At 64.2% G+C, this 15964-nt stretch carries 15 protein-coding genes; 2 read left to right on the top strand and 13 right to left on the bottom strand.

The genetic code is table 11. From position 1 onward, the window contains the following. Positions 1 to 7 precede the first annotated feature (7 nt). The 5 genes from EOA49_RS15690 to cysG all read right to left on the bottom strand — a co-directional run bounded on the left by EOA49_RS15690 (position 8) and on the right by cysG (position 4928). Positions 8 to 541, bottom strand: coding sequence for a DUF934 domain-containing protein (locus EOA49_RS15690; protein WP_127240919.1), 534 nt, complete (start codon positions 539 to 541; stop codon positions 8 to 10). A gap of 186 nt (positions 542 to 727) precedes the next feature. Further along, a complete protein-coding gene (locus EOA49_RS15685; RefSeq protein WP_127243243.1) occupies positions 728 to 1492 on the bottom strand; it encodes a phosphoadenylyl-sulfate reductase in 765 nt (254 codons plus the stop codon). Continuing rightward, positions 1467 to 3137: a nitrite/sulfite reductase gene (locus EOA49_RS15680; protein WP_127243242.1), complete on the bottom strand. Its 1671-nt coding sequence runs from the start codon at positions 3135 to 3137 to the stop codon at positions 1467 to 1469. Before EOA49_RS15680 ends, EOA49_RS15685 begins: the two co-directional genes overlap by 26 nt. 40 nt (positions 3138 to 3177) lie before the next feature. Beyond that, positions 3178 to 3483 carry a DUF2849 domain-containing protein gene (locus EOA49_RS15675; protein ID WP_127242316.1) on the bottom strand — a complete coding sequence of 102 codons (306 nt, stop codon included), beginning with the start codon at positions 3481 to 3483 and terminating at the stop codon, positions 3178 to 3180. After that, on the bottom strand, positions 3480 to 4928 hold the full coding sequence (gene cysG / locus EOA49_RS15670) for a siroheme synthase CysG (RefSeq protein ID WP_095823511.1): 1449 nt from the start codon (positions 4926 to 4928) through the stop codon (positions 3480 to 3482). The genes EOA49_RS15675 and cysG overlap by 4 nt, the downstream gene beginning before the upstream one ends. A gap of 419 nt (positions 4929 to 5347) precedes the next feature. Here cysG and EOA49_RS15665 point away from each other — a divergent pair, with 419 nt between their 5' ends. After that, entirely contained in the window at positions 5348 to 5788 is a 441-nt protein-coding gene (locus tag EOA49_RS15665) for a host attachment family protein (protein ID WP_164747059.1), read from the top strand. Between the two features lie 211 nt (positions 5789 to 5999). Further along, the gene (ybaL, locus tag EOA49_RS15660) at positions 6000 to 7802 is read left to right on the top strand and encodes a YbaL family putative K(+) efflux transporter (protein WP_127243241.1); all 1803 of its coding nucleotides are present in this window, start codon (positions 6000 to 6002) and stop codon (positions 7800 to 7802) included. Positions 7803 to 7868: 66 nt separating this feature from the next. On the opposite strand, the gene EOA49_RS15655 is transcribed toward ybaL, so the two are convergent. From EOA49_RS15655 to EOA49_RS15620, 8 genes are all read right to left on the bottom strand, one after another. Beyond that, positions 7869 to 8618: an SDR family oxidoreductase gene (locus tag EOA49_RS15655; RefSeq protein WP_067004093.1), complete on the bottom strand. Its 750-nt coding sequence runs from the start codon at positions 8616 to 8618 to the stop codon at positions 7869 to 7871. 63 nt (positions 8619 to 8681) lie between these two features. Then, on the bottom strand, positions 8682 to 10928 hold the full coding sequence (locus EOA49_RS15650) for a transglycosylase domain-containing protein (protein WP_127243240.1): 2247 nt from the start codon (positions 10926 to 10928) through the stop codon (positions 8682 to 8684). Positions 10929 to 11126: 198 nt separating this feature from the next. After that, positions 11127 to 11510, bottom strand: coding sequence for a hypothetical protein (locus EOA49_RS15645; RefSeq protein WP_127240069.1), 384 nt, complete (start codon positions 11508 to 11510; stop codon positions 11127 to 11129). 177 nt (positions 11511 to 11687) lie between these two features. Further along, complete coding sequence (locus EOA49_RS15640) at positions 11688 to 12680, bottom strand: beta-propeller fold lactonase family protein (protein WP_245460676.1); 993 nt, start codon at positions 12678 to 12680, stop codon at positions 11688 to 11690. A gap of 117 nt (positions 12681 to 12797) precedes the next feature. After that, positions 12798 to 12944 (bottom strand): hypothetical protein, encoded by a 147-nt coding sequence (locus EOA49_RS15635; protein ID WP_082980768.1) that lies wholly within the window; start codon positions 12942 to 12944, stop codon positions 12798 to 12800. A gap of 57 nt (positions 12945 to 13001) precedes the next feature. Then, positions 13002 to 13208: a hypothetical protein gene (locus tag EOA49_RS15630; protein WP_095778715.1), complete on the bottom strand. Its 207-nt coding sequence runs from the start codon at positions 13206 to 13208 to the stop codon at positions 13002 to 13004. A 64-nt stretch (positions 13209 to 13272) separates the two neighbouring features. Continuing rightward, the gene (locus tag EOA49_RS15625) at positions 13273 to 13893 is read right to left on the bottom strand and encodes a ribonuclease D (RefSeq protein ID WP_095783543.1); all 621 of its coding nucleotides are present in this window, start codon (positions 13891 to 13893) and stop codon (positions 13273 to 13275) included. Positions 13894 to 14033: 140 nt separating this feature from the next. Further along, positions 14034 to 15419, bottom strand: a complete 1386-nt coding sequence (locus EOA49_RS15620) for a M20/M25/M40 family metallo-hydrolase (protein WP_127240071.1) — start codon at positions 15417 to 15419, stop codon at positions 14034 to 14036. Positions 15420 to 15964 lie beyond the last annotated feature (545 nt).

Genomic DNA, 15964 nt, shown 5'->3' with positions numbered 1-15964 from the left:
GGACGGCTCAGCCCGGGCGTTTGCGCCGCCAGGAATATTTCGGGCCCTTGGCTTCCGGCTCTACCGCCGGCTGGTAATAGACTGGCAAGCCTCCTGTGCGCCCTTCCTCCAGCCGCTTCAACAGCACCGGATTGGAGACCTCGAACTCGTCGAAGCCGAGCCGCAGCATATGCGGCAATTGATCGACCAGGACCTGGCCCGTGGCGCGCACCGCGCCTTTGAAGTTATGCCGGGTGCGCAGCAATTCGCCCTTGGAGAAGGAGCGGCCGTCGTTGAAGGCCGGGAAGGCAAGCGCCACCAGCGACAGCTGGTCGAGCAGGCCGACGATCTTGTCGAGCTCGTCGCCGGGGAGCAGGAGCACGCCGAGGCGCTCCTTGGCCGACCTGCGGATATCGTCATCGAGCCCGAGAAAGGCCTGCAACGGGAGGATGAAGCGGCCATTGCCGGCAAGCGCTTCGGCGCTCTCGGCATGGGTCCATTCGTCCTCGCGGAAACCGTTCGAGGTCCAGAGGCGGGTTTCCGATTTGGTCGGCTCAGTCATCAAAATTCCTAATGCCCTAAGATCCTAATGCCCTAAGAATGAAAGGATATGTCGCTGTTCAGGTCGGCCCGGAGTCGAAAATGGTGGCTTTCGAGAACGGGAGCGGAGCGTACTTCAACTACGCGAGCTCCGAAAGCGCAGGAACCCGCCATTTGCAGGCCGGCCTCACCTGAGTAGCGGCTGTCCTTAAAGTGATGCGTCGGTCAGCGACTTCTCCAGCCCCGACAGATGGATGCCGCACTCGGTCTTGGCGTGCCCCGCCCAGCGGCCGCTGCGCGCATCCTCGCCTGGCTGTACCGGCTGCGTGCAGGGGAAGCAGCCGATCGACAGATAGCCATAGGCGACCAGCGGGTTTTCGCGCAGCGCATGCGCGCGCATGTAGTCGGCCTGGTCGGATGTCGTCCAATGCGCAAGCGGATTGATGCGGATGCGCGAGCCGACGGCCTCGAAGACCGGGAGTGCCGCGCGCGTCGAAGCCTGGAAGCGCTTGCGACCGGTGAACCAGGCGCGGAACGGCTCGACGCCACGCGCCAGCGGCTCGACCTTGCGCAGGTTGCAGCACGCGTCGGTAGCGCTCTCATGCAGCCGGCCGGTCGGATCGACGCGTTCGAGCGCCGCTTCGTTCGGCTTGATCACTCTGACATCGGTCAGGCCGAAATCGGCGACCAGCGCGTCGCGGTAGCCCAGCGTCTCCTCGAAATGCTTGCCGGTGTCGAGAAAGATCACCGGCAGCGAGCGGTCGATCTCGGCAATCATGTGCAGGAGGACTGCCGAATCGGCGCCGAAGGACGACACGGCGGCAACCTCGCCGCGGAAGAATTCACGCGCCGAGCGCTCGATGATCTCGATCGGCTTCAGATGGCCGAGCAGCGCGTCGAGCCCCGCCGCTTCCGCGGCAACGCCGGCCTCGACGCCGCCGATCCGGTCAAGCGGCCTTGGTTTCGCCAGCATAGAGCGCCTCCTTGAACGGCGCGGGACCGACACGGCGGTAGGCGTCGATAAAACGTTCATTGGGATTGAGCCGAAGGCCGAGATAGGTGTCGACGATCTGCTCGATGGCATCGGTGATTTCTTCCGAAGAGAAACCGCGGCCGATGATCTCGCCGACCGACGTGTTCTCGTCGGCCGAGCCGCCAAGCGTGACCTGGTAGAGCTCGGAGCCCTTCTTCTCCACGCCGAGAATGCCGATATGGCCGACATGGTGGTGGCCGCAGGCGTTGATGCAGCCGGAGATCTTCAGCTTCAGCTCACCGATCTCGCGCTGCCGCTCCAGCGAGGCAAAGCGGCGCGAGATTTCCTGGGCAACCGGGATCGAACGCGCGGTGGCAAGCGCGCAATAATCGAGGCCGGGGCAAGAGATGATATCGCTGATCAGGTTGGAATTGGCGGTCGCCAAGCCGATCTCGACCAGGGCGTCATAGACGGCCTTGAGGTCGGCGCGCGCCACATGCGGCAGGATCAGGTTCTGCTCGTGGCTGACGCGCAGCTCGTCGAAGGCGTATTTCTCGGCGATGTCGGCGACCGCCTCCATCTGGCTGTCGGAGGCGTCGCCGGGCACCTCGCCGATGCCCTTGAGCGAGATCGTCACCGCCGCATAGTCGGGGTGGCGATGCGTTACGACATTCTGGTCGAGCCACTCCGAAAAACTCTTGGAATCGAGCCGCGTCTGCTTCACCTGCGCGTCGCCTTCCGGCCGGTCAGGCAATGCCGGCGGCGCGAAATAGGCATTGATCGCCTGGATGTCGGCGTCCGGCAGCTTCAGCTCCGCGTCCTTCAACTCCTGCCATTCGGCCTCGATCTGGCGGGTGATCTCCTCGACCCCGGTCTCGTGGACGAGGATCTTGATACGCGCCTTGTACTTGTTATCGCGGCGGCCATAGAGGTTGTAAACGCGCAGGATCGCCGTGCAGTAGGACAACAGCTCGGCTTCCGGCAGGAAGTCGCGGATCTTCTTGGCGACCATCGGCGTGCGGCCCTGGCCGCCACCGACATAGACGGCAAAGCCCAGCTCGCCGGCCGCGTTCTTCTTCAGATGCAGCCCGATGTCGTGCGTCTGGATGGCGGCGCGATCACGCTCGGCGCCGGTCACCGCGATCTTGAACTTGCGCGGCAGGTACGAGAACTCCGGATGCACCGACGACCACTGGCGCAGGATCTCCGCATAGGGACGCGGATCGGCAACCTCGTCGGCGGCCGCGCCGGCGAAATGATCCGCGGTGACGTTGCGGATGCAGTTGCCGCTGGTCTGGATGGCATGCATTTCGACACTCGCCAGATCAGCAAGGATCGCCGGGATGTCGGACAGCGCCGGCCAGTTGAACTGGATGTTCTGGCGCGTGGTGAAGTGGCCGTAGCCCTTGTCGTATTTGCGGGCGATGTGGCCGAGCATGCGCAATTGCCTGCTGTTCAGCGTGCCATAGGGCACGGCGATACGCAGCATATAGGCGTGCAGCTGCAAATAGACGCCGTTCATCAGCCGGAGCGGCCGGAACTGGTCCTCGGTGATATCGCCGGCAAGCCGGCGCTGCACCTGGTCGCTGAACTCGGCGACGCGGGCCTTTACGAAATCGTGGTCGAACTCGTCGTAACGGTACATGCTTCGTCTTTCAGGGCCCGTCCGCCCGCTTTCTTGTGTTCTATGCCGCCCGTGCCGGAGCCGGGCTCGCCTGCTTGCCGAGGTCGGTGCGGATGGTGGGGCCCGCGGCGCGGATCTTCTCGCGCAGCCGCACCGGCTCGACCGCGCCGTTGATCACGGTCACATCGATCAGGTTGACGTCGACGACTTCGTTGCTGGCAGCGGCCGCGGCGCCGATGGCCTCGAGCCGATCCTCCGCCGCCTTGTCATGGGCGATGTCGGCACGAGTGACGGTCTCCGCCCAGCCGCCATCGGCGTACCAGACGGCGATACCGTCCGAGAGCCTGTTCGCGGTCAGAACCTTCATTGCTCAACTCCTTCGGCCGCTACGCCGGCCGTATCTTCACGCGTGTGCGCCGCAAGCGGCTCGGATTGTTCGAAATTGGCGCCGGCGACCGCGTCGCCGATGATGGTCATGACCGGACCGGTAAGATCGGCGCGCGCTTCCAGCGACGGCAGGTCGGCGAGCGTGCCGTGGAAGCGGCGGCGATTGCCAAGGCTGGCATTCTCCACCACGGCGACGGCGGTATCGGGCGACAGCCCGGCTTCGATCAGCCGGCCGGCGACTTCGGCTGCAACCGAGCGGCCCATATAGACGGCGACGGTGGCGCCGGAAATGGCAAGCTTTGCCCAATCGGGCAGTGAGTTGCCCTTGAGGTCATGCCCGGTGGTGAACACCATCGAGGACGTCACGCCGCGCAGCGTCAGCGGCAATTCGAAATCGGCGGCCGCGGCGAAGGCGGCGGTCACGCCCGGAACCACCTCATAGGCGATGCCGGCCTCGCGAAGTGCTGCCATTTCCTCGCCCGCCCGCCCGAACACAAGCGGATCGCCTGATTTCAGCCGCACCACGCGCTTGCCGGCGCGGCCAAGCTCGATGAGCAGAGCGTTGATTTCTTCCTGGCTCTTGGAATGGCAGCCCTTGCGCTTGCCGACAGGCAAGCGCTCGGCATCGCGGCGCCCCATGGCGACGATCGCTTCCGGCACCAGCGCGTCATAGACGATCGCGTCGGCCTCCATCAGCAGGCGGTGGGCGCGCAGCGTCAAAAGATCCTCCGCGCCCGGGCCGGCGCCGACCAGAGCGATGTGACCTGCGGTCGGCGCGTCCGAAGTCAAAAGTTCAAGCGCAGCGCTATGCGCCCTGGCGAACTCTCCGGCTTCAACCGCCTTGGCCGGGAGGCCGGCGAAGAAATCGCTCCAGAACCGGCGGCGGCGATTGCCTTTCGGCAGCCGCTCGGCAGCAGTGCGAAACGACGACGCCAAGGCCGCCAGCCGGCCAAGCGACGGCGACAGCATGCGATCGATGCGCACCCGCAGCAGCTGCGCCAGCACAGGGCCGGCGCCCTCGGTGCCGATGGCGATGGCGACCGGCGCGCGGTTGACCAGCGCCGGGGTGAAGAAATCGCAGAGCTCAGGCCGGTCGACGGCGTTGACCGGAATGCCCAGCCGGCGGGCGTCTTCGACCACGCGGCGGTCGAGCGCCTCGTCGCCGCTGGCGGCAAACACCATGGCCGCGTCCTCGAGGTGCGCGGCATCGTAGGCGACATCGACGTGGACAGCGCCGGCGGTAGCAATGAAATTCAGAAGCTCGGGATCGGCATTGTCCGCAATGATGCGCAGCGTCGCGTTTGACTGAGCAAGCAGCCTGGCCTTGGCCAGTGCCTCCTCGCCGTTGCCGACGATGGCCACGGCTTCGCCGTCGACCCGCAGGAAGACGGGGAAGGCGTTGAGCTTGGCATTGGCTGGCGACATGGCGATAAACAGTACGAGAACAGTCTGGCAGTTTTATGCGGGCCTGGGAAAAACCAGAAGGCAAGCAGTCGCGCATCCCTTGATGGCAGGCAATCGCTTTTTCGCAGCCGCGAAAGGCAGGAGAAAAAAATTCTACGCCGGACCTCGAGGTGGTCGGGCACCTATCCGAGAGCTATTGATCCAGGCATAGTTTTTAGCGCCGTGCAGCCGACACGGCAAAACGGTTTTTTCTAAATTCTACCAAACTAGTAGATTAAGACGCGGTCTTGCTGGTGGGTGAGGTCGCTGCCGCTTGCAGCACATCCTGCAGTCGTTAGTTGATCCGGATCTATCATGCTCGGCGGCGCTTTTCGCTAACGATCCATCCCGTCGGTCGAGCCGCTCTCGCGGCTCGATTTGTGCTCAAGGCAAGGAGGAAAATCATGAACATCAAGCTTAAACGCGGTCTCTGGGTGGTCGTGGCCGACGGCGAGAAGGCGCTTTTCCTCCGCAATGAAGGCGACAGCAAGTTTCCAAACCTCGAGGTGGTTCAGGAGATGGAGCAGGAAAATCCCGCCACCAGGGAGCAAGGCACCGATAAACCGGGCCGGTATGCCGAAGGGCCACGCAGCGCGATCGAAGAAACCGACTGGCATCGCCTCGGCAAGGAACGTTTCGCAAGCGATATTGCCGATCGGCTCTACAAGCTTGCACATCGGGGTGAGTTCGACCAGCTCGTGCTGATCGCGCCGCCGCAGGTGCTCGGAGAGATGCGTCAGAAGCTGCACAAGGAAGTCAGTGAAAAAGTGCAGGCCGAAATCCCCAAGACGCTGACCAATCATACCGTCTTCGACATCGAGAATCTGCTCAAAGCGGCCTGAGCGGCACGCAGGAACGCACAGTGCAGGGGATTGTGCCGTGCCCCTGATGGCGACTCGCTCTGATTTTCTCATCCGGCGCCCGATCGCGGCGCCGATTTCCGTGTAGCGGTGGTTGCGTCCCCGCCCCTCCCCCGACCATATTGGGAAGGGGCGGCGGCCCTCGGGCGGCGCTTATCGACATCGTGAATTCTCGGAAGGCGCTCCATAGACAATGCCGCATGACACGCCCCTGATCGCCACCATCGTCGCCGGTTTGGGGCTTGCCTTCGTTTTCGGAGCATTGGCCAACCGATTCCGCATCCCGCCGCTGGTCGGCTATCTGGTGGCCGGCGTGCTGGTCGGGCCGAACACGCCGGGCTTCGTCGCCGACGCCAGCCTTGCCAACGAGCTCGCCGAGATCGGCGTCATCCTGCTGATGTTCGGTGTCGGCCTGCATTTCTCGCTGAAGGATCTTTTGTCGGTCCGCGCAATCGCCGTGCCCGGCGCCGTCGTGCAGATCGGCTTTGCCACGCTGCTCGGCGTCGGCCTCGCCTGGCTGCTTGGCTGGTCGCTCGGCGCCGGCCTTGTCTTCGGCCTCGCGCTCTCCGTCGCCTCGACCGTCGTGCTGCTGCGCGCCATGCAGGAGCGGCGGCTGATCGAGACCGAGCGCGGCCGCATCGCCGTCGGCTGGCTGATCGTCGAGGATCTGGCCATGGTGCTGGCGCTGGTGCTTTTGCCGGCGCTGGCCGGCGTGCTTGGCGGCCAGCCGCAAGCCGACGACCATGCCAGCCTGCTTTCGCTGCCCGCCAGCCACGGCATATGGGGCGTGGTCGGCATAACGCTGGCCAAGGTCGTCGCCTTCGTCGTCGTCATGCTGGTCGTAGGCCGCAGGGTCATCCCCTGGATCCTGCACTATGTCGCCCATACCGGCTCACGCGAGCTGTTCCGGCTCTCGGTGCTTGCCATCGCGCTCGGCGTCGCCTTCGGCGCGGCGAAGCTGTTCGGCGTCTCGCTGGCGCTCGGCGCCTTCTTCGCCGGCATGGTCATGAGCGAGTCCGAGCTCAGCCACCGGGCGGCGGAAGAATCGCTGCCGCTGCGCGACGCTTTTTCCGTGCTGTTCTTCGTTTCCGTCGGCATGCTGTTCGATCCGTTCAGCCTGGTCAGCAACGGCCTGCCGATCCTGGCGACCTTAGCCATCATCCTCATCGGCAAATCGCTCGCCGCTTTCGTCATCGTCATCGCCTTCCGCTATCCGGTCGCGACCGCGCTGATTATCTCGGCCAGCCTTGCCCAGATCGGCGAATTCTCCTTCATACTGGCCGAGCTCGGCGTCGGGCTGAAGCTTCTGCCCGAACAGGGCCGCGACCTCATTCTGGCCGGCGCCATCCTGTCGATCCTGCTCAACCCGCTAATGTTCCTGATCGTCGATAGGATGAAGCCGTGGCTGGAAAAGCGCGCCGGCAACACGGCAGAGCCCGAGGAATCAAGGCCGATCGGCCCGGCGACCGAGCCCGGCCAGGTGGCCTCGGCGGCGGCAGTGTCTGAAAGCGAGAATGGTCTGCCGCCGCGAACGGGACTCACCGACCATTCCATCCTGATCGGCTATGGACGTGTCGGCAGCCTCGTGGGTGCCGCGCTGAAACAAGCCGCCCTGCCCTTCCTGGTCGTCGAGGATGCCGACAAGACGCTGGCGAAGCTGAGGGCCGACGGCGTCGAAACGGTGGCCGGCAATGCCGCCAATGCGGACGTCTTCGCGGCAACCAATCCGGAAGGCGCCAAACGGCTGATCCTCGCCATCCCCAACGCCTTCGAGGCGGGACAGGTGGTGCTGCGGGCGCGCGCGGCCAATCCCGGCATCAGCGTCATTGCGCGCGCCCATTCCGATGCCGAGGTCGAGCATCTCAAGGCTCTCGGCGCCGACACCGTGATCATGGGCGAGCGCGAAATAGCACGCGGCATTGTCGAGGCGGTTACCGGCATGTCACCCGCTCGGCTGGACGACGCCGCTGTCGAGATCAGGCCGCGGCCTGCCTGACGCTCGTCTGCACAAACCAAGCGGATCAGGAAACGAATAACGGAAGCGATGTCGCTGAGATGGAAGTCACACGTGCTGGCCGCCATTGATGTGGATTTCCGAGCCGGTCACGTAGGACGCCTGGCCCGAACACAGGAAAAAGATGATGTCGGCCACTTCCGACGTGGCGCCCAGCCTTCTCAGCGGGATCGTCTCGACGATCTTGTCGGTGCCGGGCGACAGGATCGCCGTGTCGATCTCGCCCGGCGCGATCGCATTGACGCGGATGCCGTGCGGCCCGAAGTCATGCGCCATCTCGCGCGTCAGAGAACCCAGCGCCGCCTTCGACGTCGCATAGGCCGTGCCGGCAAATGGATGCACGCGCGTGCCGGCGATCGAGGTGACGTTGACGATTGAGCCCTTGGCGGCGGCGAGTTCCTTGAACAGCCCTCTCGCCAGCATGATCGGCGCGAAGAAATTGACCTGGAACACGTCGCGCCAGACATGCATCGGCGTCTCGATCGAGTTCATCCGGCCGCCGTCCTTGAGCTTCGGCGAGATGCCAGCATTGTTGACCAGCGCGTGCAACTGCCCGCCATGCGCCTCCAGCCGGTGGCGGATTTCCGAGACGGCAATGCCGACATCCTCCTGGTCGGCAAGGTCGACCTTGATGTGGTCTTCGGGACCGGCCGGCCATGGACAGTCCTCGGCAAAGGCCTGTCGCGAGCAGGTGATGACGCGCCAGCCCTCGCGTGAAAAGCGTTTCACCGTCGCATGGCCGATGCCGCGGCTGGCGCCGGTGAGCACGATGGTTTTTCTGCTGTCGATTTCGGCCATGGCTTGATCTCCGGCCGGACATGTAGCCGAAGGCGCCAGCCATTGCGAGAGGCGAGTTGCCGCTCAACCGCCGCTGAGGATGTCGAGAATCGACGTCTGCCGCCTTTTCTTCGGGCCGCCGACATCGCCGGGCGGCACCGGATGCCCGACCGAGGCGGTGGTACCGCCGTCGCTCGGCATATCGAAGCCATCGGCATCGACCGTCTGGGCTGGACGCGCCTGCCGTGCGGGCGCCTGGGCGACAGGGCTCGACTGGCCGACGGGCGCGGGCGGCGCCGGCTGCGAGTTGTCCGCCGAGGGTATCTCGTCCGGCACAACCGTATCGGGCGGCGTCGATTTCCACGTGCCGGGCAACGGCCTGACCGGCAAGCCTTCATGCGCGGCGACCATGAATTCGTGCCAGGCCTGCGCCGGCAAGGCGCCGCCGGTCACCTTCTTCATCGGGCTGCCGTCGTCATTGCCGAACCACACACCCGTCGTGAGGTTGGCGGTATAGCCGACGAACCAGGCGTCGCGTGAATTCTGGCTGGTGCCGGTCTTGCCGGCCGAGGGCCAGTTGAAGGCCGCCTTCTTGGCGGTGCCGACTTCGACCGTGCCCGTCATCATAGAGTTCATCATGCCGACGATGTCGGCCTTGAGGACGCGCGGCGCGCTGCCGCCATTGTTTTCGTAGAGCACCTTGCCGCTAGCCGTGGTGACGCGCTGGATGAAATGGATATCCGGCTTGTAGCCGCCATTGGCGAAAGGCACATAGGCGGCGGTCAGTTCCAGCGGCGTCACTTCCGAGGTGCCGAGCGCGATCGAGGTGTTCGACTGCAGGTCGGATTGGATGCCCATGCGGTGCGCGGCCTCAACCACGGCGTCGGGGCCGACCTCCATGGTGAGTTGCGCCGCCACCGAGTTCAGCGACTTCGCCAGTGCGGTGGCCAGCGTCACCTTGCCATAATATTTGCCGCCATAGTTCTCCGGCGTCCATTTGCCTATTCTGATCGGGGCGTCGTTGCGCACGCTGTCCGGTGTGCGGCCTGCTTCCAGCGCCGCCATGTAGACGAAAGGCTTGAAGGCCGATCCTGGCTGGCGCCGCGCTTCCGAGGCGCGATCGAACTGGCTGGTCGAATAGTCGTAACCGCCGACCATGGCGCGAACGGCGCCGGAATCATCGATCGACACCAACGCGCCCTGGGTGACGTTGAGCTTCTTGCCGCTCTCGTCGATCAGCCGGCGGATCGACTGCTCGGCGAGCTTCTGCAGCGTCAGATCCACGGTGGTGTCGATGATGATGTCGCCGCGCACGTCGCCGATCAGGTCGGGAAGCTCCTCCATGACCGTGTCGGCGACGTAATTCTCCGAACCGGTCCAGTAGGAGGGCGAGCGCGTCGCCGGCGCGCTCAGCGCCATTTTGTATTCCTTGTCGCCAATCTTGCCTTCCTCGCGCATGGCGGCGAGCACGAGCTGTGCGCGTTCTTCCGCCGCCTTGGGATCGCGCGCCGGCGAAAGCCGCGACGGCGCCTTGAGCAAACCGGCCAGAAGCGCTGCCTCGGAAAGCGTGACATCGCGCGCGCTCTTGCCGAAGTACCGCCGCGAGGCGGCCTCCACGCCATAGGCGCCGGACCCGAAATAGACCCGGTTGAGATACATTTCGAGGATCTGGTCCTTGCTGTGCTTGTGCTCCAGCCACAGCGCCAGCAGCACTTCCTGCACCTTGCGCTCCAGCGTGCGATCCGGCGTCAGGAACAGGTTCTTGGCCAGCTGCTGCGTCAGCGTCGAGCCGCCCTGCGAGAAATGACCGCCAAGGACGTTGGTGACCATGGCGCGCGTCAGCCCGATCGGGTCGATGCCGAAATGCGAATAGAACCGCCGGTCCTCGATGGCGACGACGGCCTCGGGAATATAGGGCGACATTTCATTGAGGCCGACGGCCTCGCCGCCGCTCATGCCGCGATTTGCGATGAGTTGCCCGTCGACCGAGACGATCTTGATGTTGGGCGCGCGGTCGGGAATCGACCATGTGGTCGCCGCCGGCATCTTGGCGCCGTAATAGACGACGACGCCGGCCACCGCGATGCCGCCCCAGATGCAGAAAACGAAGCACCAGTAGAGCAAGCGGCCGAAGATGGAAAACAGCCCGCGCTGGCTGCGATCGCGCCCCCGGCCGCGCGATTTCGCCTTGGCGGATTTGCGTTTCGCTGCGGATTTACGATTTGCCGGCACGACGCGATCCTCCTCGCTGACCGAAAAGCCGTCGGAGGATTTCGCCCGCGGCGAGCCCTCGAAGCTCGGTTCGATGCGACTGTCTCTGCGGTTCGCCATTGCGCTGTGCTTGCTGTCCCCGATGCCGATGGCGCTCGGGTTGCAGAGTAGATGCGGCGGTTTAAAGGCGCGTTAAGTGGGGAAAAATCGAAGTGATTGAAAATCAAATGTTTGGTAAGCGGCCACCTGACGGAGCGCGATCGGGGTGGGATTCCGGCCGCGCTCCAGCGTTTGCATAGGCGGGCGAGTCGGCTCGGACTAGTCGAGCACGGCACGGACCGAGAGCGCAGCTCTCGATGCCCGCATGACATCGCCGACATGGCAGTAGCAGACGATCTCGTGCAGCTGATAGTCGGTCAGCTCGAAGAAGCGTTTTGCTTCGCCGTAGGTGTCGTTCGTCAAACCCTCGTCGTGCAGAACGGGGTCTTCCAGGGCGACGGATATGGGCGAGCCGGCGCCCCGCATGACATTGCGTTCCCGCGGGGCACGATATTCAGTGCCGATCAGTGCGGTCAGGAGCCGGTTTGGCTCACGTTCGAGAAGCTCCGCCCAACGTGCGAGGCGCTGGGTTCGGCTCATGACGGGTTTGGCGGTGCGGACCTCAGCAACGGCGTGCAGCTGGTCCAGTGTTTGGTGCTTCATGGCAACCTCCTAGAGGCTACGTTGGTCGGCCCCAAAACTCCCTATACGCGGCATGATATCGCCGAACCGCGCGGACGTCATCCGTTTGCCGCCCACGCCGGCAAGATTTGATGGAGCTGCGCGCGGCCCCCGTCATTCTTCATGCCGTCGCCAGAATATGGAGCCGAAATCACAGGCTTATCCTGGACGTCCAAGAACGCGGAACTCGGGCTCCGCCGCCTTTCGACCGACGATCGACGACAGGCCGTAGAAAGCCAGCGGCTGTTCCTGACAAGTCACAGCCACGACGCTGTTCGACTTGTCTATATCCAGGCCCTTCGGCCCACCCTCCTCGACGCTGGCCCTGCCGCGCAGAAAGCTTTCGTCGTCGAGCACGGCGACCGAACGCGACGGCGTGCGGCGCCCCTTCCAGCCTTCGTCGCTTGCATAGACGTGAACCATCGGGCTGCCGGCGTCGGCAACAAGAATGTGGCTGCCGTCCTGCGTGAAGCGCAGGCCATGCGGGTAGTTGGCATTTTCCAGGACACCGGCGGGTCGGGTTTCAGGGCCAAGCGGCGCCGACATGTCGTAGATCTTCACGTCGTTGGTGCCGTGGCTGCTGACGGCGACCCACCGCCCGTCATGGCTGAGCGCGATGCCGTCCGGGATGTCGAGGCCCTGCTCCAGGAGAACCTGATTCCACAGGGCGCGGTATCCCCATCGCCGGTGAACCACATGGCGGGTCACCCGATGCGTGTAGTTGTTACAGACCAGCAGGCTGAGCCGGCCATGCGACTCACGCCTGACGGCGACTGAGCCGGGCGTTCTCAATCTGCAAAATCGGTTGCCTTTGATCACGCGAAGTGGCGAGATTTCGTGCCCTTGTCCGGCCGGATCGCCTTGCGGCAGGGCGAAGACCGCAACCAGCCCATCGCGATTGGCGACCACAAAAGTCCTGTTGTCGATGAAATCGAGGCCATGCACCTCGCCCATGCTTTCCGATCTGAGCTCCACGAAATCGCGGATAACGATCCTCGCTGCACCGGCCGTCGGCTCTATGTCGATGCGCAGCATCAGACATCGCCTGCGTCCATATCCGGCGACGGCAAGCAAGCGGTTGTCGGGCGAAAAGCGCAGGTCCTCGGTCCGCCCGATCGCGGCGAGCGCATCGTTCACGGCACCGGTGGCCACGAAATCGATCCGGGGAATCATATCAAAAAACACCACCGCCCCAGCGAGCGGACCCGAATGCAATAGGTGCTATCAGGAGCCGACCGGTCAAGTTCGCGAGATGCGGACGTGGTGAGATCAATTCTGCTGGATCGAAATGCCCTTGTCGTCGATCTTGAGCTCCACGCCCTTCGGCCTGGTCTGCTCGCGGTAGATGTAGATGCCAAGCGCGATGACCACGACGACCAACGCGCCGATGATGAGGTAGAGCATGTTCTGTCTCATCTCGCCCCCTTCTTGCTGCCGAGTCTCGCGCCTGCTTCGAGGCCCTGCGGCGGTCGCTCACTGGTCGCTGTCATCATTGGCCGATGCAGGCCGCCAACTGGTCGGCTCGACTTTTTTCTGGGTGTTGCTGTCGGTGTAGACCCACCAGCCGCCGTCGCGGTATTGCCCGACGGATTCGTTGACCACGCCGTGCTCGTCGTTCCACAGGATCGTGACCTGCGAGCCGTCCTTCGGCGCGCTCGCTATCGGTTTGCGCTCTGCCATTCAATCCCTCCCCATCTCACGCCGACAATGGACCGGCAGGAACGTCGCTCGACGCGCCGGGTCGTCAGCTATGCGCGAAGATATCCTCTTCCGCCCAGCCCATCAGATCGAGCTTGGCGCGCGTCGGCAGGAAGCGGAAGCAGGCTTCGGCCTCCTTAGTGCGACCCTCGCGCGCAAGCCGTGCGGCCAGCACCTCGCGCAGCCGGTGCAGGTAAAGCACGTCGGAGGCGGCATATTCGAGCTGCTCGGGCGACAGTGTTTCCGCCGCCCAGTCCGACGATTGCTGCGCCTTGGAGAGGCCGATACCGAGCAGTTCGTTGCATATATCCTTCAGCCCGTGGCGGTCGGTGTAGGTACGGGTCAGCCGCGAGGCGATCTTTGTGCAGAAAACCGGTTCGGCCATGACGCCGAAAGCGTGATAAAGGACGGCAATGTCGAAACGGCCGTAGTGAAACAGCTTCACCACGGCGTCGTTCCTGAGAAGGCTGACAAGGTTGGGCGCCTCCTTCTGGCCCGGCGCGATCTGGATGACGTCGGCGCTGCCGTCGCCGGGCGAGATCTGAACCACGCAGAGCCGGTCACGATGCGGGTTCAAGCCCAGCGTTTCCGTGTCGATGGCGACCGCACCGACATTGTAGCGGGAAAGGTCCGGCAGATCGTTCTTGTGGAAACGGATGTCGGTCATTCTCTTCTCCGGATCGCGGCCAGCGGCGCACCCGTTTTTGGACGCGAAGGCGCCGCGCATTGCGCTATCACGCCCGTCCTTGCCGCGATCCGGAAAAAAATCAACAGAAAGTTGATTTTCGCGGTCGCCGCGGGTTCACCTCAGCGTGTCAGAGCATCGAGAATGCGCGCCCAGGAACGCTGCCCCTTGTGGAAGGAGGTGAGCTCGTACTTCTCGTTGGGCGAATGGATGCGGTCGTCATCGAGGCCGAAGCCGACCAGCAGCGATTCCATGCCGAGATAGGTCTGGAAATCGCCGACTACGGGGATGGAGCCGCCGCCGCCGGTGGTGACGGCCTGCTTTTCCCATTCGTCGGAGAGCGCATCCTTGGCCTTGGCCAGGAACGGCGAGTCGTAGGAAAGCTGGATCGCCGGCGAGCCGCCATGCGGATGGAATTCGACGGAGCAGTCGCCGGGAATCCGATCGCGCACGAAAGCCTGGAAGGCGGCGCGGATTTTTTTCGGATCCTGCTTGTGGACGAGCCGGAACGACACTTTCGCCGATGCTTCCGCCGCGATCACCGTCTTGAAGCCCTTGCCGGTATAGCCGCCGATGATGCCGTTGAACTCGGCCGTTGGCCGCGCCCAGGTGAGTTCGAGCACGGAGCGGCCCTTTTCGCCGGCGGGAATGGAAAGCCCGACCGGTCCGAGGAAGGTCTCGGCGGTCTCGCCGAGCCCCTCCCAGGATTTCAGCACCTGCGAGGGCGTCTCCTCGACGCCGTCATAGAAGCCCGGGATGATGACACGGCCGTCTTGATCATGGATGTCGGCGAGAATTTTGGTCAGGATCCGGATCGGATTGGCGGCCGGGCCGCCATAGAGGCCTGAATGCAGGTCGCGGCTGGCTGCCTTGACGGTGACTTCCTCGCCGACCATGCCGCGTAGCGACACGCAGATCGACGGCGTCTCACGGTTCCACATGCTGGTGTCGCAGACCAGCGCGAAATCCGCTTTCAGCTCGGCGGCGTTGGCCTCGAGGAAAGGCTTGAGCGACGGCGAGCCGGACTCTTCCTCGCCCTCGAACAGGATCGTGACGCGGCAGGGCAGATTGCCGTGCACCTGCCTCCAGGCGCGGCAGGCCTCGACGAAGGTCATCAGCTGACCCTTGTCGTCCGCCGAGCCGCGCCCGGCGATCACCTTGCGTCCGGGCTGGACCTCCTTGATCGACGGCGCGAATGGATCCGTTTCCCACAGCTCGATCGGATCGACCGGCTGCACGTCGTAGTGGCCGTAGAACAGCACATGCGGCGCGCCGGCCGGTCCTTCGTGATGCGCCACCACCATCGGGTGGCCGGGCGTGTCGCGCACGCTGGCGTCGAAGCCGATCAGCTTGAGCTCGGCCGCCAGCCATTCGGCGCCCTTGCGGCAATCGGCGGCAAAGGCCGGGTCGGTGGAGATCGACTTGATACCAAGCAAGCCGAAAAGCCGCTCCAGGCTCTGATCGAGGTTCTGGTCGAGACGGTCAAGGACGGGGGAGAGTCTGGACATTTCTTCAGCCTTTCGATTCTGGCCCGACCCTAAAGGGGCGAGCAGAAAACGCAAAGCCGCGATCGTTGGACCACGCGTTCCGGCGTCGGTAACACGCGGGCTAGGAGACAAAAAAGAACCGCCGTGGTGGAGGGGGAACCACGGCGGTCTTTACTCGAAACGTTGCGGCAGCCCGGAGAGGGGGGATAGGCTGCCGCAGTTGCCCGGGATAGGCGGGGGACGGGCCTTACTCCGGACTTCGGCGAAAATTGCCGATGACAGCTATTTGGGTCTGTGAAAATGGCGATTCAAGGGCACGAAGATTACACTTTTGTAACATGCCCGTGAGCGGCTGAATTTTGTCCGAGACCTGTCTGTCAGGGGTGTTGCCGGAACCGGCCGTTTGCGCAGCCTTTGGCATGGACCGCGAAGCTTGGCCGCGCTATCCCTGCCGGCATGAAAAAAGGCGATCATCTCTTTCTTGTCGACGGCTCCGGCTACATTTTCCGCGCCTACCACGCGCTGCCGCCGCTCAACCGCAAATCCGACGGCCTGCCCACCAGCGC

Source organism: Mesorhizobium sp. M1A.F.Ca.IN.020.04.1.1, assembly GCF_003997315.1.
Lineage (GTDB): Bacteria > Pseudomonadota > Alphaproteobacteria > Rhizobiales > Rhizobiaceae > Mesorhizobium.
Note: the sequence above shows the minus strand (reverse complement) of the source record. Positions and strands in the feature narration are given on the sequence as shown.